Origin of the sequence: Aeromicrobium sp., assembly GCF_050700635.1 — a bacterium.
Lineage (GTDB): Bacteria > Actinomycetota > Actinomycetes > Propionibacteriales > Nocardioidaceae > Aeromicrobium.
Genome location: NZ_JBOHDT010000190.1, coordinates 1 through 16,286 on the forward strand (window position 1 = coordinate 1; position 16,286 = coordinate 16,286).

The window sequence follows — 16,286 nt, forward strand, 5'->3', positions numbered from 1 at the left end:
ACGTTGGACAGGATGATCAGCTGGTAGTGCTTGGCCAGCCGGTCCAGGGCCTCTGCGGAGTCGGGGAACGCTGGCCAGTCGGGGACCGAGTTTCCCGGCCGCTGCGCCCACTCATCGCTCACCGCGCGACCGAGCCTGTCCCCGGTCGCGCGGAAGGCGCTGGCCAGCACCTCGGGGTAGAGCGCCGAAGGCGTTTCCCGCTCGACGGCCGCTCGTTGTCGGCGTAGTCGAGTAGCAGCTCTTCCTCTGTCAGGTCGAGGCGCTGTTCGCGGGCCCACGGCGCCAGCACCGCGGCGATGCCGGCTTCCCAGTCGATGAGGGTGCCGTAGCAGTCGAAGCTGAGCGCCTTGTAGCTGGTCAGATCCAGGTCGGTCGTCATGAGGCCACCTTGGCGCACGGTCAGGATCACCGAGGCTTTGGGTGGATCCATTCCGCTGCCGCGGACTTCTCCGCCTCCCGCCCGATCGGACGGTCCGAGGGGGGTCGGAACCGCCTGCCGGACGCGACCATCGCGGTGAGCAGGACTACCGCGACGGGCACCTGCCATTCCCAGTCCCCTCCGTCGACCGCGTCGAGGTTCAGCGCCGCATTCCAAGAAGCATGCTGGACGCCGACCGCGAGAATGCTGCCGCCGGTGTCCAGGAGGTGCATCCCGATCAGATAGCGATAGACCGGGGCCATGGCGAAGAGGATGGCCAACCCGATCGCGACCTCCGACCGGGTCGGATCACCCTCGAGGTACAGCGGCAGGTGGATGACGGCGAAGAACACCGCCGTGATCAGCGACGCCACGACCAGGCCGTGGCGCGCCATCAGCCGGGACTGGGCGAAGCCTGCCCAGGCCATCTCCTCCCACAGGTTGAGGATCAGCGCACCGAAGATCAAGGTGTTGAAGAGGTACCAACCCACCTCAATGAGCCAGCCCTTCTCCGGAGTGCTGAGGGTGCCTGATGCTGCCGCGACGGCCATGGTGAGCACCGGCACCCCGAACAGGACCACCGCCCACCGCCCGACGCCGAAGCGCCAGATGAGCACGCGTGACAACAGGTGCCGCACGGCGCCGGCACCGTCTGCGAGACGCGTGACGAGCAGCGCCGACCCCAGCAGCGCGACGAACACGAGCACCAGGAGGAACGGCTCGGTCGGAAGGCCAAGGACCACGGGGATCGCGAGGACGGGCAACCCGATGGCGAGCGCGAGCAGCAGGAACACGGTCACCGGGCGTCGTGCCGGGAGACCGCGCTCGCCGGGCGACTCCCCCACCGGCCGGTTCGTCGCCGAATTGGTGGACATGACGGTCAGCATTCTTCCGCATGCGTCCAGGCTTGTACTGGGAATCTCGCCTCAGAACACGTGCCCGTAGCGGGCCAGCACTCCCTCCGACTGGGTCTTCGTCGAGGCCGTCGTCTGGGCTGGTGACGTGGCGAGGCTCGCCGGCAGCGGTACGCTGCACGCCGTTCCGGCGCAGTCCTTGTACCTGTGCCACAGCCGGGTGAGCTCGCTGCGGATCGCGCGGTACTCCGGATCGGTGGCCACGCTGTTGAGCTCGTTCGGGTCGACGTCCAGGTCGTAGAGCTCGACTGTCCCGGACGCGTCGCGGATGAGCTTGTAGCGCGCGGTGCGGATGCCGATGGTGGTGCGCACGTCGGTGAAGCCGCGCTGGTGCTTGCTCGTGGTGGGCAGGTACGCCGGACCGCCGATGATCGCTTCGGTCACCACCGGTGCGGTCCAGCCGCGGTCTGCGGCGAAGCTCGGCACCAGTGACCGCCCGTCGGCCGGTCGCGGTGCCTTGGCATCGGCCAGGTCGAGGATCGTCGCGGTGAGGTCCGGCGTCTTGGCGGGGTCGTTTCGGACGCCGTGCGGGATGCCGGGCCCTGCGATGACCAGGGGCACTCGGATCGAGGGCTCGTAGGCCTTGCGCTTGCCATTGCGGAATCGGTGCTCGCCGAGGAAGTAGCCGTTGTCCGAGGTGAAGACGAAGACCGTCTCGTCGAGCTCGCCCCGTTCGCGCAGGGTCTGGACGAGCCGCCGGACCTGGGCGTCGAGTACGGCGATCGACTCGGCACGCTGCCGCGTCAGTGCAGTGGCGAGGCGACGCTCCCGCCGGTTCAGCTCGGGCTTGCGGAAGGCCCGCGGCTTGTCGCTCACGTTGGCCTCGCTCGGTCCACCGTTCGCGGGCAGGCCAGGGCTTCGGCGTACCTGGTGGTCGAAGCGTCCCTTGACCCACTCGGGACGCGCCGGGGTCTCGAACTCGGAGACCCGGCCGTCGCGCCGGCGGATCGAGTCGACGTCGTCGGGCTCGTGCGGCCCGCCGTAGTGCGGCGCCAACGCCGAGAGGTAGAGGAAGAACGGCTTGTTCGTACGGCTGTACCTGGTCACCAGCTTGCGGCTGAAACGGCCGAGCACGCCGGTCTGGTACTCGCCCTTGTGGCTGTCGTCGGTGCGGCCGTTCACGTTGAAGATCGTGTGGAAGTAGTTGTACGCGCCGCCGTCCGGGTAGCGGTCGTAGAGTCGGCGGGGCCGCTGCAGGGCGGCGTGCCAGTTCGTCCAGCCCGCCGGGACGTAGCGCCACGAGTGCTCGCCGGTCACCCGGGAGCGGTCGATGCCGTAGTTGTTGAGGTACTTCCCGACGAAGCCGGTGCGATAGCCGGCGTCCTGCAGCGCCGTGGCCACGGTACGACTGTCGTCGAAGCTGCCGAAGCCGAACGGTGCGTCATTGGCGAACACCTTGTGGTTGTGGGCGTACTGGCCGGAGAGGAAGGACGCGCGCGAGGGGCAGCACAGCGGGTAAGGGCTGAAGGAGTTGCGGAACTTCAGGCCCCGGGCAGTCACGAGCCTGCGCAGCGACGGCATGAAGCGGAGGTCGTCGGCCCGCATGTCATCGGCCATCACGACGACGATGTTGGGCTTCGTGACCGAGTCGGTCTCGGCCGCGGCTGCGAAAGGCGGGTCACCGCTGCTCTCGCGGATCCCCAGCAGCGCGAGTGTCAGGGTCGCGGCAACGGTGGCCGCCACCACGCTGGTCAGCGTTCGATGGTGCAAGGTGTGTGGTCCTTCCCGAGTGAGGATCATTCACCATAGTCTAGTAAGTCACTACACTTTCAACCGACTCGCGGGTCGGCGGCCGGGCCGTTCGGAAGACCTCGTGTTGTGAGACATCGTGGCCCATCCCGAAGGTTCTTCGTGGACGTTTGCCGAGGTGGCGCGAATATTCGGACCGACGGCTCATACGTGCTGGCCTGTGCTGGTCCCGTAGTCTCTTGACCAATCAGCACGAGAGGCTTTCGCAGTATGGGCTCAGTCATCAAGATCAACGCCATCACCGTGCCTGAAGGCGCCGGCGATGAGCTCGCGCACCGGTTCGCGGCGCGCGCAGGCGCTGTCGACGACGCCGAGGGGTTCGAGGGCTACGAGCTGCTCAAGCCCACCGACGATCGCGACCAGTGGCTCGTGCTCACCCGGTGGCGCGACGAGGACGCATTCGAGGCCTGGGTCAACTCACCGTCGTTCGCCGAGGGACACCGCTCGGCGGTCGAGCGGGCCGGTGGCGATGCGCCGAAGCCGGTCTCCACGCACAGCGAGGTCTGGTCGTACGAGATCGCCGGCGGCTCACAGCCGGGCTGATCAAACTGTCTCTGGCCGCACCCATGCTGGGGGTATGAAGTCGCGCAGCGCGGCTCCGGCACCAGGGCCGGTCAGGCGACTACCGTGATGGGTATGTCGTCGATGACGGCGCGCTCGCCCGTCGCCATGGCGCGACGCGACCTCTCCGCCCAGGGAGCCGTCGTCCTCGCCAGCGGTTCGCTCGCGGCCGTCACCGCTCTCGACCTCATCGATGGGCGTCTCGGGTTCCTGTTCTCGCTCGGCTTCGTGCTCGCCGTGGCCACCGCACCAATGAGCGTCGACATCCGCTCCCTCATCACCACTGGAGTGATGCCGCCGGTGCTGCTGATCGGCGCGCTCTTCGCGGTCGCGATGGTCGCTCCGGAGGCCATCGTGGTCGACGGACTCCCTGCCGGCGCCGGAGCCTTCGCCCACACGGTCGCCGCAACGATCGATCATGGAGTCACGCTCGTCGTCGGGCACGTCCTTGCCCTTGCCGGCATCGGCATCCGCGTGGTCACCGCACCGGCAGCCTGAGCCCCATGGACGTCGCCCTCATCCACACGGCTGACCTCGACGGCGCCGCCCTCGACGAAGCACGGGCCATGACGTTCGAGGCGTTCGAGAGCGAGTTCACCGACGACGACTGGGAGCACGGGCTCGGCGGCCTCCACGCGATCGCCCGCGACGGCGACACGATCATCGGTCATGCCGCGGTCGTCCAGCGACGCCTGGCGCACCGGGGTCGAGCCCTGCGCGCCGGCGGCGTCGAGGCCGTTGCCGTGCACAGCGACCACCGCCGCGACGGGCTGGGCGACGAGCTCCTCGAAGCCCTCGAGTCGGTCATCGTCCATGCCTACGACCTCGGTGTCCTCAAGGCGACCGAGATCGGCATGCCGTTCTACCGGAACCGCGGCTGGGAGCCGTGGCGTGGCACGCTGCATGCCTTCACCCCTGACGGAATCATCCACCAGCCCGATGTCGAGGGTGCCGTCCTGGTGTTCGGCGTCGGCGACGACATCGATCTGGACGCCGACCTCACCTGCGACTGGCGTAACGGCGACCTCTGGTGACCTGGGCGGGTTACCCGATGCGGTTGTCGACGAAGCACCAGCGCCAGGCCTCGCCCGGCTCGAAGCTGCGCATCACCGGGTGACCGGTCTCCTCGAAGTGCCTCGTGCTGTGCAGCTGGGGTGAGGACTCGCAGCACCCCACGTGGCCGCACTCCATGCACAGCCGCAGATGGACCCACTCGGTGCCGTCGCGCAGGCACTCCTCGCACCCTTCCGGGCTTGTCGGCGTCGGCGTCGACGTCGCCGCCGCCAGGTGCTCGCAGCCGCCTCCCGTGGTGCGCGGCCGCAGCTCGGTCTCCCGCTCCGCCGTCGACTCGTCCTCCGACAGCCGGTCGAGGATTGACTCCTCGACGTCGAGCGCGTCGAGCACGCGGCGCAGGACACTCTGGTCGATCGACGCCTCGTCGCGGAGCCGGAGCACCTCGGTCCGCTCGACCTCGAGCATCGCCGCTCGGGCCCGGGAGTACTGCGCGCTCGGCGTCTCCGCCCCGCCCAGCCGCTCCCACACGGCGTGGACGCGGTCGGTGGCACGCTGCCGCAGCCGTTGCCGGACGCTCTCGGAGATGCGTCCGGCCTCGTGCTCCTCGAGGTAAGCCAACCCGGCATCGGATGCCGCCTGCTGCACCTTGGCCTCCTCCAGGTTGTCCTCGTGCGGGTCCGGGGGCTGCAGGCCGAGCCGCCTGACGAGGACGGGAAGAGTGAGGCCCTGGATGAGCAGGGTGCCGATCGTGACGACGAACGCCACCATGACCAGCGCCGGTCGGTGATCTGTGTCCTCGGGCAGCAGGAACACCGCGGCCAGCGTGACCACACCGCGCATACCGGCCCAGCCGACGACCATGGGGTACTGCCACGGCGGCATCGGATCGGACCGGCCGACGGCCGGGATCAACCGCGGCAGGTACGTCGATGGGAACACCCACACGATGCGCAGCACGATGACTCCGACCAGCACGACGGCGCTGGTCGCCATGACCCGCCCGAGGGACAGCTCGTCGTCGCCGAGCGCATTCACGATGTCGCGGATCTGCAGGCCGATCAGCAGGAAGACGACGTTCTCGAGGACGAAGGAGATCGTGGCCCAGTTGGTGCGCTCGAACATCCGCGACGACGCCGACTGGATGAGGTGCGACTTGTGGCCGAGCAGCAGGCCGGCCACCACGACAGCGAGCACGCCGGACGGGTGGAAGTCCACGCCCGGCAGATGAATCTCCTCGGCCGCGAGGTACGCCAGCCAGGGAGTGAGCAGTGAGAACGCGACGTCGGTGAGGGTGTGGTCGATGCGTCGACGGATCTTGCCGACGACGAGCGCCACAAGTACCCCCACCACCGCTCCCCCGACGGCCGACACGACGAAGCCGAGCCCGGCCTCCCACACGCTGACCGTCCCCGCGGCCGCCGCGATGGACACTCGTAGCGCGACGATCGCTGTGGCGTCGTTGACCAGGCTCTCGCCCTCCAGGATCGTCACGATGCGGCGCGGCATACCGACGCGGCGCGCGATCGTCGTGGCCGCCACGGCGTCTGGAGGAGCGACCACCGCGCCCAGCGCGAACGCCACCGCCCAGTCGACCGGCAGCATGGCGTGAACCAGCACCGCGACACCAGCGGCGGTGAACAGCACCAGACCGACGCTGAGCAAGGCGATCGGCCGCTTGTTCGCCCGGAAGTCCACGAGCGACGTCCGGATGGCCGCTGCGTAGAGCAGCGGAGGCAGCAGGCCGATGAGCACGATCTCGGGCGTCAGCTCGAACTCCGGCACGAACGGCAGGTACGAGCCGGCGATGCCGACGACGATGAGTCCCAGCGGTGCGGCGACGGAGAAGCGCTCGGACGCGGCGCTGACCGCCACGGCGATCGCGACGAGGCTCACCAGCGTCAGCGCGACGTCCACATCGTCATTCAACCAAAGTCACGGTGCGTCGATTCCCGGGACCACAGCCACTCGTTCGACCGGTCAGACCCCGGCGGCCTTCATGTCGCGGCGCAGCTCGGGGGGCAGGGAGAACGTGAGGCTCTCCTCGGCGGTGCGCACGGCGTCGGCGTCGGGGTGGCCGTGCTCGGCGAGGTAGGCGAGCACGGCCTGGACGAGATCGTCGGGGACGGACGCGCCGGAGGTGACGCCGACGCGCTCGACGCCCTCGAGCCAGGCGTCGTCGAACTCGCTGATGTCGTCGATCCGGTAGGAGGCCTTGGCCCCGGCCTCGAGGGCCACCTCGACCAGGCGGACCGAGTTGGAGGAGTTCGCGGAGCCGACGACGATGACGAGGTCGGAGTCGCGGGCGATCTCCTTGACCGCGACCTGACGGTTCTGGGTGGCGTAGCAGATGTCGTCGCTGGGCGGGTCCTCCAGCTGGGGGAACTTCTCGCGCAACCGACGCACGGTCTCCATCGTCTCGTCGACGCTCAGCGTCGTCTGCGACAGCCACGACAGCCGGGCGTCCTCCGGGAACTTGAGTCCGTCGACGTCGTCCGGGTGCTCGACGAGGGTGATGCTCTCCGGCGCCTCGCCCGCAGTGCCCTCGACCTCCTCGTGGCCGGCGTGGCCGATGAGCAGGATGTGCTTGCCCTCACGGGCGAAGCGCTTGGCCTCGTGGTGCACCTTCGTGACCAGCGGGCAGGTCGCGTCGATGGTCTTGAGCTGGCGGTCGGCAGCCTCGGCGTGCACGGCCGGGGAGACGCCGTGGGCCGAGAACACGACGGTGGCGCCCTCGGGCACCTCGCCGAGCTCCTCGACGAAGATCGCGCCACGGGCCGCCAGGTCGTTGACGACGTGCTTGTTGTGCACGATCTGCTTGCGCACGTACACGGGCGCGCCGTAGAGATCGAGCGCCTTCTCGACGGTGATGACCGCACGGTCGACGCCCGCGCAGTAGCCGCGCGGGTCGGCGAGCAGCACGCTGCCGCCCACCGGGGGCATGCCGAGATCGACGTTCGTGGTCATGGTGGCGAGTCTAACGGCCCACCATGAGGCCCCAGACCGTCCGTCCGTGGCTCTACTCTGACCGCATGGCCCTCGAGACGAGCGCGGACTCACCCGCCCCGCTGCGCCAGATCTCGACCCTCATCGGCCAGTACGTCGGCCGGCTCGGGGCGGTGTGGGTCGAGGCCGAGGTGGCCTCCCTCAACCGTCGTCCGGGCAAGTGTTTCCTGGTGCTGCGCGACCTCCGCGCCACGCTGTCGATCAGGGCAACCTGTCACGTCAGCATCCTCGACGCCGCTCCTGCGCCGGTCACGCCTGGCGCCAGGGTCATCGTCCACGCGAAGCCGACATTCTACGAACCCAGCGGCGAGCTCTCGCTCGAGATCCGCGAGATCCGTCCGGCCGGCGAGGGCGAGCTGCTGGCCCAGCTCGAGCGCCGCAAGCAGCTGCTGGCCGCCGAAGGACTGTTCGACGCACGGCTCAAGAAGCCGTTGCCCCTGCTCCCCCGGGCCGTCGGACTAGTCACCGGACGCGACTCCGACGCCGAGAAGGACGTGCTCCAGAACGCCCGCCTGCGTTGGCCGGGCGTGCAGTTCGTCGTGCGGCACGCCCTCGTGCAGGGCGCCGACTCCGCCCGCGCCGTCATCACCGCGCTCCGCGAGCTCGAGGCGGGCGGCGCCGTCGAGGTCATCGTGATCGCCCGCGGCGGCGGCTCGATCGAGAGCCTGCTTCCCTTCTCCGACGAGGCCCTCGTCCGCGCAGTGCACTCGTGCTCGCTACCGGTTGTCAGCGCGATCGGGCACGAGGCCGACAGCCCGATCCTCGACCTCGTCGCCGACGTGCGGGCATCCACGCCCACCGACGCCGCCAAACGGATCGTGCCTGACGTACGCGAGGAGCTCGCCGGCGTGACCGCCATGCGCGGACGCGCCGCGCACGCGGTCCGCCGCCTGCTGGAGCATGAGGCGGCCGGTCTGGCGCACCTGCGGTCGCGGCCCGTTCTCGCGGCTCCGCACGTCATCGTCGACAGGGAGCGCATGCTGGTCGTGGACACCCGGGACCGGGCCCGCCGGGCACTGGACCATCGCCTCGGCCGAGAACAAGACCAGGTCGGATCCCATCTCGCCCGGGTACGCGCCCTCTCGCCGCTCGCCACGCTCGAGCGCGGCTACGCCGTCGCGCAACGGCCCGACGGCAGCGTCATCACCGCGCTCGACCAGGTGCCCGAGGAGTTCGGCATCCGGCTGTCCGACGGCAGCGTCGCGGTCCGCACACTTTCCACGAAGGAGATCCCGCATGCCTGAGACGCCCGACATCCCCTACGAGCAGGCCCGCGACGAGCTCATCGCCGTCGTGCAGAAGCTCGAGACGGGTGGCACGAGCCTCGACGAGTCGCTGGCGCTGTGGGAGCGCGGCGAGCACCTGGCCGCCGTCTGTCAGGAGTGGCTCGACGGGGCGCGCGAACGCCTCGCCCGGGCGTCGGGTGAGGTTCAGGCTCAGGACGCCGAGAGCGATGAGACGTAGCGCTCGATCTCGGAGCGTGGAGCGCTGCCGGTCACGAGGTTCGTCATCCCCCCGTCGCGGCGCAGGTAGGTCGTGTCGTCGTCCGGGCCCGCGCGTCGCGACCAGCTCACCCCGTCGATGACGGCCGTACCATCGGCCCGGCTGCCTTCCGCGAACCGCTCGACGGCCCGCTCCTCGCTGATCCGCACCTGCTCCAGCCCGATGTAGGCGTCGTCGTCGGTGAGCACGCCGAGATGCCAGGAGCCCTCCTCGTACCGCACCGATGTCGCGCGCCAACCGTCCGGGAGGCTGGTCGGGGCGAGGAGCTCGAAGTCGGCCACGGTGCGGCTGCTCTCCGCGGCCGTGCGGTAGTCGACCGTTCTGGTGGTGGGCCGCTCGGGCGTGATCGTGACCAGCTGGCCGATGCCGAACAGCACGAGCACGATGCCGCCGAGCACACCCACGGATCGGGCGATGTCACCCATGGACGGGTTGCCGCGGCTGCTGGTTCCGCTCATGCGCCTCCTCCTCCCGTGGTCATCTCCGCACATGCGGTCACTTGGGCTGAATTCCCACGATTCTGCGGTTACAGTCTCGTTCATGACCGACTACCGGATGTCCGAGGCAGCCGACCTGCTGGGCGTCAGCGATGACACCCTACGACGCTGGCAGCAGCACGGACGGTTCGAGACCACGACCACCGGTTCCGGGGTGACGGCGATCGCCGGCCCCGAGCTCGCCCGCCTCGCGACCGAGGTGGCCGAGTCGCCCGACCACGGCCCCAAAGGTGGGAGCGCGCGCAACCGGCTGCGCGGCATCGTCACGAAGGTCACGAAGGACACCGTGATGGCGCAGGTCGAGCTGAGCTGCGGCCCGTATCGGGTGGTGTCGCTGATCAGCCGTGAGGCCGCCGACGACCTCGGCCTCGAGCCCGGCTCGCTCGCGTGGGCGACCGTCAAGTCCACCAACGTCTCGCTTGAGGTGTCGCCGTGAGGCTTCGGGCCCTTCCTGTCCTCCTCGTGCTCCCTCTCGCCCTCACCGCGTGCGGATCCGACGACACCGGAGGCGAAACCTCCTCGCTGCGGATCCTCGCTGCGGCCTCGCTCACCGAGTCGTTCGCCGCCCTGGAGAAGGTCTACGAGAAGGAGCACCCCGAGGTGGACGTCACCCTCTCGTTCGACTCCTCGGCCATCCTGGTCGAGCAGCTCTCGCAGGGTCTGGAGGCCGACGTGCTGGCCACGGCCGACGAGAAGTCGATGGACGAGGCAGTCGCTGCCGGTGTCATCACCGGAACGCCGGTGGCGTTCGCGACGAACACGCTCGTCATCGCGACCCCCGCCGGCAACCCGGCGAATATCACCGGCCTCGACGACCTCGCCGACGCGACTTTCGCCGTCTGCGTGCCGGCCGCGCCTTGTGGCGACGCCACGCAGCGATTGTTCGAGCTCAACCAGATGTCCCCGAAGCCCGCCACCGAGGAGGAGAACGTCAAGGGCGTGCTGACCAAGGTCACGATCGGCGAGGTCGATGCCGGTCTCGTCTATGCGTCCGACGCCCAGGCCGCCGGCGACAAGGTCGAGGTGGTCCAAGCGGAGAACGCCTCCGAGATCGTCAACGTCGACCCGATCGCGGCGGTCAAGGGCAGCGAGAACGGCGAAGCGGCACAGGACTGGATCGACCTCGTCACCGGTGAGCACGGACAGGAGGTGCTGGACTCGTATGGCTTCGGACCTCGCCCCTGAGACCCGCCGGGCCCGTCGTGGTGCCTGGACTCCGTACGGTGCGGTGCCGCTGCGGATCGGGATACCGGCCGCGCTCGCGACGCTGGTGCTCATCGTGCCGCTCGTCGCCCTGGTGGCACGAGCGCCGTGGGGTGGGATGGCCGGCCTGCTCGCCTCGGAGTCGTTGCAGTCGGCCCTCCGGCTGAGCCTGGTCACCGCGACCATCGCCACCGTCATCTGCATCATCGTGGGCGTGCCGCTCGCCTGGGTGCTGGCCCGCGTGCGGTTCCCCGGCCGCCGCTTCGTGCGCGCCCTCGTCACCGTGCCCCTGGTGCTGCCGCCCGTCGTCGCAGGCGTGGCGCTCCTGACCGCGTTCGGTCGCCAGGGCTTCATCGGCGCTCCGCTGCGCGACGCCTTCGGCGTCACGATCCCGTTCTCGACGACGGCAGTGGTGCTCGCCCAGGTGTTCGTGGCGATGCCGTTCCTCGTCATCGCTGTCGAGGGCTCGTTCCGCACCGCCGACCCCACGCTCGACGAGGAGGCGGCCACAGCCGGTGCCAGCCGCTGGCAGACGTTCCGGATCATCAACGTGCCGCTTGCTCTGCCAGGCATCCTCAGCGGAGCGGTGCTCGCCTGGGCCAGATCGATCGGCGAGTTCGGCGCGACCATCACGTTCGCCGGCAATGCTCCAGGCGTCACGCGCACGATGCCGCTGGAGATCTACACCGCTCTGCAGACGGACCCGGAACCAGCGATCGCGCTCAGCATCGTGCTGCTGGCGCTCAGCGTCCTCGTGCTCGCCGCCCTGCGCGAGAAGTGGCTGACGAATCCGTGGGAGTAGCAGGGCCGGTACCCTGACCCCGTGGACAGCATGCAGCCCGCCGCCCAAGCCCCGGACCGCAACCTCGCCCTCGACCTCGTGCGGGTCACCGAGGCGGGCGCCATGGCCGCCGGCCGCTGGGTCGGCCGCGGCGACAAGAACGGCGCCGACGCAGTGGCCGTCAACGCGATGCGCACCCTCATCAACACCGTGCAGATGAACGGCGTCGTCGTCATCGGCGAGGGCGAGAAGGACCAAGCGCCCATGCTGTTCAACGGCGAGCGCGTCGGCGACGGCACCGGGCCCGACTGCGACGTGGCGGTCGACCCCATCGACGGCACCACGCTGGCGGCCAAGAGCATGCCGAACGCGGTCTCCGTCATGGCCGTCGCACCGCGCGGGACCATGTACGACCCGTCGGCCGTCTTCTACATGGAGAAGCTGGTGGCAGGGCCGGAAGCGGCCGACGTCGTCGACATCCGCCTGCCGGTCGCGGAGAACATCTCACTCGTCGCGAAGGCCAAGGGCGTGCAGGTCAGCGACGTCACGGTGTGCGTGCTCGACCGTCCGCGTCACGCCGATCTGGTCGAGGAGATCCGCGCCACCGGCGCGCGCATCAAGTTCATCATGGACGGCGACGTCGCCGGCGCGATCACGGCCGTACGACCCGACACCGGCGTCGACATGCTCGTGGGTGTGGGTGGCACGCCTGAGGGCATCATCACGGCCTGTGCCATGAAGTGCATGGGCGGCATCATCCAGGGCCGGCTGTGGCCCACCGACGACGACGAGCGTCAGCGTGCGATCGATGCCGGACTCGAGCTCGGCGTCGTGCTCGACACCGACGACCTCGTCATGGCCGACGACGTCTTCTTCGTGGCCACCGGCATCACCGACGGCGAGCTGATGACCGGGGTCCGCTACGGCGCGGGAGTAGCCTTCACCGAGTCCATGGTCATGCGCTCGCGCAGCGGCACGATCCGCAAGATCACCAGCGAGCACCAGCTGCACAAGCTCAAGGCGTACTCGACCGTCGACTACGAGCACTGAGTCCCACATGGCCGGTTCAGGTGAGCAGTTCGCGTCGTTGCCCTACGGCATCGACATCTGTCACGAGACGTTCGGCAAGCCGGACGACCCTCCGGTCCTGCTGATCATGGGGCTGGGCGGCCCGATGAACTGGTGGACGACCGACTTCTGTGAGCGCCTCGCCTCTCGCGGCTTCTTCGTCATCCGGTACGACAACCGGGACACCGGGCGCTCCACGAAGCTGGGCCAGCACCGCGTCACCAAGGGCGATCTGCTCCGCGCCTTCGTCGGCCGGGGCCGGGCGCCGTACTCGATCGGCGACCTCGCCGTCGACGCCACCGGCCTGCTCGACCACCTGGGCATCGACCGCGCCCACGTCGCCGGCGTCTCGATGGGCGGCATGATCGCTCAGACGCTGGCGCTCGACCACCGCGACCGGGTGCTGTCGTTGACGTCGATCATGTCGACCACCGGTCGTCGCACGGTGGGGCGAATCCATCCCAGGCTTCTCCCGATGATGCTCGGCTCCGCCGGCAGCACGCGCGACTCCTACGTCGCACGTGCCATCCGCTCAGCCGAGGTGATCGGCTCACCCGACTATCCGCCCAACCCCGAGGCGTCCCTCGCGCGCGCCCACGAGACGTACGACCGCGGATGGAGCGCCAGTGGCGTAGCCCGACACATGCTGGCGGTGCTCACCCAGCCCGACCGCACCAAGCGCCTCGGCGAGATCGAGGTGCCTGTCACGGTGATCCACGGCCTGTCCGACCCGCTGGTCAACCGGTCCGGCGGACGCGCCACGGCACGCGCGATCCCGGGCGCCGAGCACCTGGAGATCAGGGGCATGGGACACGATCTGCCGCCGGCGCTCTACGACACCTACATCGACGCGATCGTGAAGACCGCCGAACGCGCTGCAGTTCGCTGATGCTCCGCAACCCGTTCCATCAAGACGACGACCCGGAGATCGTCCGAGAACTGATCCGCGACAACCCGTGGGCGATCATCGTCAGCCAGAAGGACGGTGACCTCGTCGCGTCGCACTATCCGGTGCTCCTTGACGAAGGCTCCGAAGGACTTGCGGTCGTCACCCACATGGGCCGGCCCGATGACAAGAACCACGCGCTGGATTCCGAGGTGCTGCTCATCATCCAGGGACGCCACGGCTACATCTCGCCCAGCTGGTACGTGCCCGGCACCACCCCGGCCCCGACGTGGAACTTCAGCGTCGTCCACGCCCACGGCGTGCCCGAGATCCTCGCGCCCGAGGAGAACCTGCAGGTCCTCACCCGGCTCGTCGCGCACTTCGAGCAGTACGTCGACTACCCGATGTATCTCGATCCGGAGCTTGGGCGTCCGCTGTCCCGCGGAACCGTGGGCCTGCGCATCCCGATCACGCGGTTCCAGACCCAGGTCAAGATGAGCCTCGACAAGGACCCGGTCAGCCGGCAGAACGTCATCGACCACCTGCGTCAGCCCGGTCCCTACTCCGATCCTGCACTCGCGGACGACATGGAGCGGGCGCGCGACCGCCGCGGAGTGCGTTGAGCGACGAGGTCGTGGTGCGGCGCCGTGATGACGGCGCCACCGAGCTCCGGGTGAGCGGTGTCTTCGTCATGGACGACGTCGAGACGAGCTCGGAACGGCGTCTGGCCCGGGTCGCCCTCGAGAACGGTGCGCGCGACGTGCTGGTGGGCGGGCTCGGTCTCGGGTTCACGGTGAGCGCCCTGCTCGCCGACACATCCGTTCGGCGGGTGCTCGTCGCCGAGCTGCACGACGAGGTGGTCGCCGAGAACCATCTCGACGACCCACGCCTGACCGTCGTCGTCGGCGACGTCCGCGACGTGGTCGCCGCGCAGCCCGATGCGTCGATGGACGCCGTGCTGCTCGACGTCGACAACGGGCCGGACTTCCTGGTCCATCCGGACAACGCGGCGGTCTACGAGGGGGCCTTCCTCGCCGAGTGCGCGCGGATGCTGCGTCCGGGCGGCACCCTGGCGATCTGGTCGATGGCCGACTCCGAGGCGTTGCGTCGCATCCTCGCCGCCCACCTGACGGACGTGCTCGCCGAATCGGTCCCGGTCACCCTTCAGGGTCGCGCCGAGGCCTACTGGATTCTCAGCGGTCGCGCCGGACTATCGTTCGCTTCATGACCGAATACCGCATCGAGCGCGACACCATGGGTGAGATCAACGTGCCTGCCAACGCCTTGTGGCGTGCGCAGACGCAGCGAGCCGTCGAGAACTTCCCGATCTCCGGCACCACCATCGAGTCGGCGCAGATCCGTGCCCTCGCCCAGATCAAGGCGGCCTGCGCCCAGGCGAACGCCGAGCTGGGCATCCTCGAGCAGGACATGGCCGACGCCATCGTCGCCGCGGCCGAGGAGGTCGCCACCGGCGCGCACGACGACCAGTTCCCGATCGACGTGTTCCAGACCGGCTCTGGCACATCGAGCAACATGAACACCAACGAGGTGCTCGCCTCGCTGGCCACGAAGTTGCTCGGCCGCGAGGTCCATCCGAACGACCACGTGAACGCCAGCCAGTCGTCGAACGACGTCTTCCCGACCTCGATCCACGTCGCCGCCACGGCTTCGGCCATGAACGAGCTCGTCCCGGCGCTCGATCACCTCGCGCAGTCGTTGGAGGCCAAGGCCAAGGAGTTCGCCGAGGTCGTGAAGTCCGGACGCACGCACCTGATGGACGCCACTCCGGTGACGCTCGGCCAGGAGTTCGGTGGCTACGCCGCGCAGATCCGTCGCGGCATCGAGCGCGTCGAGGCGTCGCTCCCCCGCACCGCGGAGGTCCCGCTCGGCGGCACCGCCGTCGGCACCGGCATCAACACCCCGATCGGCTTCCCACAGCGCGTCATCGAGCTGCTCGCCGAGGGCACCGGACTCCCGGTCACCGAGGCGGTCGACCACTTCGAGGCCCAGGGCGCCCGCGACGGGCTTGTGGAGATGTCCGGCCAGCTGCGCACCATCGCCGTGAGTCTCACCAAGATCTGCAACGACCTGCGCTGGATGGGTTCGGGCCCGCGCACCGGCCTGGCCGAGATCAACCTGCCCGACCTGCAGCCCGGTTCCAGCATCATGCCCGGCAAGGTCAACCCGGTGCTGCCGGAGGCCACCCTGATGGTGGCAGCGCAGGTGATCGGCAACGACGTCACCATTGCCACGGCCGGGGCGTCCGGAGCGTTCGAGCTCAACGTCATGCTGCCGGTCATCGGCCGCAACCTGCTCGAGTCGATGCGCCTGCTCGGCAACGCTTCACGCACCCTCGCCGATCGCTGCGTCGACGGCATCACGGCCAACGAGGAGCGCTGCCGTGAGTTCGCCGAGTCCAGCCCGTCGGTCGTCACCCCGCTGAACCGCCACATCGGTTACGAGAACGCCGCCGCGGTCGCCAAGAAGGCCGTCAAGGAGCGCAAGACCATCCGCGAGGTTGTCATCGAGGAGGGCTACGTCGAGCGTGGCGTCATCTCCGAGGCAGACCTCGACACCGCTCTCGACGTCATGTCGATGACCCACCCCTGACCCTCGCCCGATGTCACCGTCGTCTGACCCGGCCCTCGAGTCAGTTCGAGGGCCGGGTCAGACAGTCAGCGCGGGTTTG

At 69.3% G+C, this 16,286-nt stretch carries 19 protein-coding genes; 13 read left to right on the plus strand and 6 right to left on the minus strand.

All coding sequences use genetic code 11. From position 1 onward, the window contains the following. Window positions 1-118: 118 nt before the first annotated feature. Genes ACRDPN_RS14935 through ACRDPN_RS14945 form a run of 3 tightly spaced genes read right to left on the minus strand, consistent with a single transcriptional unit; the run spans window position 119 to window position 3,072 of the window. A complete protein-coding gene (locus ACRDPN_RS14935; protein WP_431449473.1) occupies window positions 119-379 on the minus strand; it encodes a hypothetical protein in 261 nt (86 codons plus the stop codon). Between the two features lie 26 nt (window positions 380-405). Continuing rightward, window positions 406-1,293: a CPBP family intramembrane glutamic endopeptidase gene (locus ACRDPN_RS14940; RefSeq protein ID WP_431449474.1), complete on the minus strand. Its 888-nt coding sequence runs from the start codon at window positions 1,291-1,293 to the stop codon at window positions 406-408. A 51-nt stretch (window positions 1,294-1,344) separates the two neighbouring features. Then, complete coding sequence (locus ACRDPN_RS14945; protein ID WP_431449475.1) at window positions 1,345-3,072, minus strand: sulfatase family protein; 1,728 nt, start codon at window positions 3,070-3,072, stop codon at window positions 1,345-1,347. Window positions 3,073-3,291: 219 nt separating this feature from the next. Here ACRDPN_RS14945 and ACRDPN_RS14950 point away from each other — a divergent pair, with 219 nt between their 5' ends. From ACRDPN_RS14950 to ACRDPN_RS14960, 3 genes are all read left to right on the plus strand, one after another. Next, window positions 3,292-3,624 carry an antibiotic biosynthesis monooxygenase family protein gene (locus tag ACRDPN_RS14950; RefSeq protein ID WP_431449476.1) on the plus strand — a complete coding sequence of 111 codons (333 nt, stop codon included), beginning with the start codon at window positions 3,292-3,294 and terminating at the stop codon, window positions 3,622-3,624. 93 nt (window positions 3,625-3,717) lie between these two features. Continuing rightward, complete coding sequence (locus tag ACRDPN_RS14955; RefSeq protein ID WP_431449477.1) at window positions 3,718-4,140, plus strand: DUF6542 domain-containing protein; 423 nt, start codon at window positions 3,718-3,720, stop codon at window positions 4,138-4,140. A 5-nt stretch (window positions 4,141-4,145) separates the two neighbouring features. Then, window positions 4,146-4,676: a GNAT family N-acetyltransferase gene (locus ACRDPN_RS14960; RefSeq protein ID WP_431449478.1), complete on the plus strand. Its 531-nt coding sequence runs from the start codon at window positions 4,146-4,148 to the stop codon at window positions 4,674-4,676. Window positions 4,677-4,686: 10 nt separating this feature from the next. On the opposite strand, the gene ACRDPN_RS14965 is transcribed toward ACRDPN_RS14960, so the two are convergent. Both ACRDPN_RS14965 and ACRDPN_RS14970 read right to left on the minus strand, forming a co-directional pair. Then, window positions 4,687-6,570: a Na+/H+ antiporter gene (locus ACRDPN_RS14965; protein ID WP_431449479.1), complete on the minus strand. Its 1,884-nt coding sequence runs from the start codon at window positions 6,568-6,570 to the stop codon at window positions 4,687-4,689. Between the two features lie 63 nt (window positions 6,571-6,633). Next, window positions 6,634-7,620 carry a 4-hydroxy-3-methylbut-2-enyl diphosphate reductase gene (locus ACRDPN_RS14970; RefSeq protein ID WP_431449480.1) on the minus strand — a complete coding sequence of 329 codons (987 nt, stop codon included), beginning with the start codon at window positions 7,618-7,620 and terminating at the stop codon, window positions 6,634-6,636. A 65-nt stretch (window positions 7,621-7,685) separates the two neighbouring features. On the opposite strand from ACRDPN_RS14970, the gene xseA reads away from it, so the two are divergent. Further along, window positions 7,686-8,903 carry an exodeoxyribonuclease VII large subunit gene (xseA, locus tag ACRDPN_RS14975; protein WP_431449481.1) on the plus strand — a complete coding sequence of 406 codons (1,218 nt, stop codon included), beginning with the start codon at window positions 7,686-7,688 and terminating at the stop codon, window positions 8,901-8,903. Continuing rightward, window positions 8,896-9,123, plus strand: coding sequence for an exodeoxyribonuclease VII small subunit (locus ACRDPN_RS14980; RefSeq protein WP_431449482.1), 228 nt, complete (start codon window positions 8,896-8,898; stop codon window positions 9,121-9,123). Before xseA ends, ACRDPN_RS14980 begins: the two co-directional genes overlap by 8 nt. Here the strand turns inward: ACRDPN_RS14980 and ACRDPN_RS14985 are convergent. Continuing rightward, complete coding sequence (locus ACRDPN_RS14985; RefSeq protein WP_431449483.1) at window positions 9,096-9,620, minus strand: DUF4245 domain-containing protein; 525 nt, start codon at window positions 9,618-9,620, stop codon at window positions 9,096-9,098. The two genes, ACRDPN_RS14980 and ACRDPN_RS14985, sit on opposite strands and share 28 nt — an antisense overlap. Window positions 9,621-9,702: 82 nt before the next feature. On the opposite strand from ACRDPN_RS14985, the gene ACRDPN_RS14990 reads away from it, so the two are divergent. From ACRDPN_RS14990 to ACRDPN_RS15025, 8 genes are read left to right on the plus strand one after another with little or no spacing between them, the layout of a single operon-like run. Beyond that, on the plus strand, window positions 9,703-10,095 hold the full coding sequence (locus ACRDPN_RS14990) for a TOBE domain-containing protein (RefSeq protein WP_431449484.1): 393 nt from the start codon (window positions 9,703-9,705) through the stop codon (window positions 10,093-10,095). Then, window positions 10,092-10,844: a molybdate ABC transporter substrate-binding protein gene (modA, locus tag ACRDPN_RS14995; RefSeq protein ID WP_431449485.1), complete on the plus strand. Its 753-nt coding sequence runs from the start codon at window positions 10,092-10,094 to the stop codon at window positions 10,842-10,844. The genes ACRDPN_RS14990 and modA overlap by 4 nt, the downstream gene beginning before the upstream one ends. Further along, window positions 10,822-11,664: an ABC transporter permease gene (locus ACRDPN_RS15000; protein ID WP_431449486.1), complete on the plus strand. Its 843-nt coding sequence runs from the start codon at window positions 10,822-10,824 to the stop codon at window positions 11,662-11,664. The genes modA and ACRDPN_RS15000 overlap by 23 nt, the downstream gene beginning before the upstream one ends. 30 nt (window positions 11,665-11,694) lie before the next feature. Beyond that, complete coding sequence (gene glpX, locus ACRDPN_RS15005) at window positions 11,695-12,693, plus strand: class II fructose-bisphosphatase (RefSeq protein ID WP_431449502.1); 999 nt, start codon at window positions 11,695-11,697, stop codon at window positions 12,691-12,693. Between the two features lie 7 nt (window positions 12,694-12,700). After that, window positions 12,701-13,600, plus strand: a complete 900-nt coding sequence (locus ACRDPN_RS15010) for an alpha/beta fold hydrolase (protein WP_431449487.1) — start codon at window positions 12,701-12,703, stop codon at window positions 13,598-13,600. After that, window positions 13,600-14,220, plus strand: coding sequence for an FMN-binding negative transcriptional regulator (locus tag ACRDPN_RS15015; RefSeq protein WP_431449488.1), 621 nt, complete (start codon window positions 13,600-13,602; stop codon window positions 14,218-14,220). The genes ACRDPN_RS15010 and ACRDPN_RS15015 overlap by 1 nt, the downstream gene beginning before the upstream one ends. Next, entirely contained in the window at window positions 14,217-14,825 is a 609-nt protein-coding gene (locus ACRDPN_RS15020) for a methyltransferase domain-containing protein (RefSeq protein ID WP_431449489.1), read from the plus strand. The genes ACRDPN_RS15015 and ACRDPN_RS15020 overlap by 4 nt, the downstream gene beginning before the upstream one ends. After that, window positions 14,822-16,207 (plus strand): class II fumarate hydratase, encoded by a 1,386-nt coding sequence (locus ACRDPN_RS15025; RefSeq protein ID WP_431449490.1) that lies wholly within the window; start codon window positions 14,822-14,824, stop codon window positions 16,205-16,207. The genes ACRDPN_RS15020 and ACRDPN_RS15025 overlap by 4 nt, the downstream gene beginning before the upstream one ends. The last annotated feature ends 79 nt before the right edge of the window (window positions 16,208-16,286 follow it).

Excerpts from the sequence above, each read along its gene's own strand:
- ACRDPN_RS14935 (WP_431449473.1), bottom strand. The coding sequence starts at position 379 with ATGACGACCGACCTGGATCTGACCAGCTACAAGGCGCTCAGCTTCGAC.
- ACRDPN_RS14940 (WP_431449474.1), bottom strand. The coding sequence starts at position 1,293 with ATGTCCACCAATTCGGCGACGAACCGGCCGGTGGGGGAGTCGCCCGGC.
- ACRDPN_RS14945 (WP_431449475.1), bottom strand. The coding sequence starts at position 3,072 with ATGATCCTCACTCGGGAAGGACCACACACCTTGCACCATCGAACGCTG.
- ACRDPN_RS14950 (WP_431449476.1), top strand. The coding sequence starts at position 3,292 with ATGGGCTCAGTCATCAAGATCAACGCCATCACCGTGCCTGAAGGCGCC.
- ACRDPN_RS14955 (WP_431449477.1), top strand. The coding sequence starts at position 3,718 with ATGTCGTCGATGACGGCGCGCTCGCCCGTCGCCATGGCGCGACGCGAC.
- ACRDPN_RS14960 (WP_431449478.1), top strand. The coding sequence starts at position 4,146 with ATGGACGTCGCCCTCATCCACACGGCTGACCTCGACGGCGCCGCCCTC.
- ACRDPN_RS14970 (WP_431449480.1), bottom strand. The coding sequence starts at position 7,620 with ATGACCACGAACGTCGATCTCGGCATGCCCCCGGTGGGCGGCAGCGTG.
- xseA (WP_431449481.1), top strand. The coding sequence starts at position 7,686 with ATGGCCCTCGAGACGAGCGCGGACTCACCCGCCCCGCTGCGCCAGATC.
- ACRDPN_RS14980 (WP_431449482.1), top strand. The coding sequence starts at position 8,896 with ATGCCTGAGACGCCCGACATCCCCTACGAGCAGGCCCGCGACGAGCTC.
- ACRDPN_RS14985 (WP_431449483.1), bottom strand. The coding sequence starts at position 9,620 with ATGAGCGGAACCAGCAGCCGCGGCAACCCGTCCATGGGTGACATCGCC.
- ACRDPN_RS14990 (WP_431449484.1), top strand. The coding sequence starts at position 9,703 with ATGACCGACTACCGGATGTCCGAGGCAGCCGACCTGCTGGGCGTCAGC.
- ACRDPN_RS15000 (WP_431449486.1), top strand. The coding sequence starts at position 10,822 with ATGGCTTCGGACCTCGCCCCTGAGACCCGCCGGGCCCGTCGTGGTGCC.
- glpX (WP_431449502.1), top strand. The coding sequence starts at position 11,695 with ATGCAGCCCGCCGCCCAAGCCCCGGACCGCAACCTCGCCCTCGACCTC.
- ACRDPN_RS15010 (WP_431449487.1), top strand. The coding sequence starts at position 12,701 with ATGGCCGGTTCAGGTGAGCAGTTCGCGTCGTTGCCCTACGGCATCGAC.
- ACRDPN_RS15015 (WP_431449488.1), top strand. The coding sequence starts at position 13,600 with ATGCTCCGCAACCCGTTCCATCAAGACGACGACCCGGAGATCGTCCGA.
- ACRDPN_RS15025 (WP_431449490.1), top strand. The coding sequence starts at position 14,822 with ATGACCGAATACCGCATCGAGCGCGACACCATGGGTGAGATCAACGTG.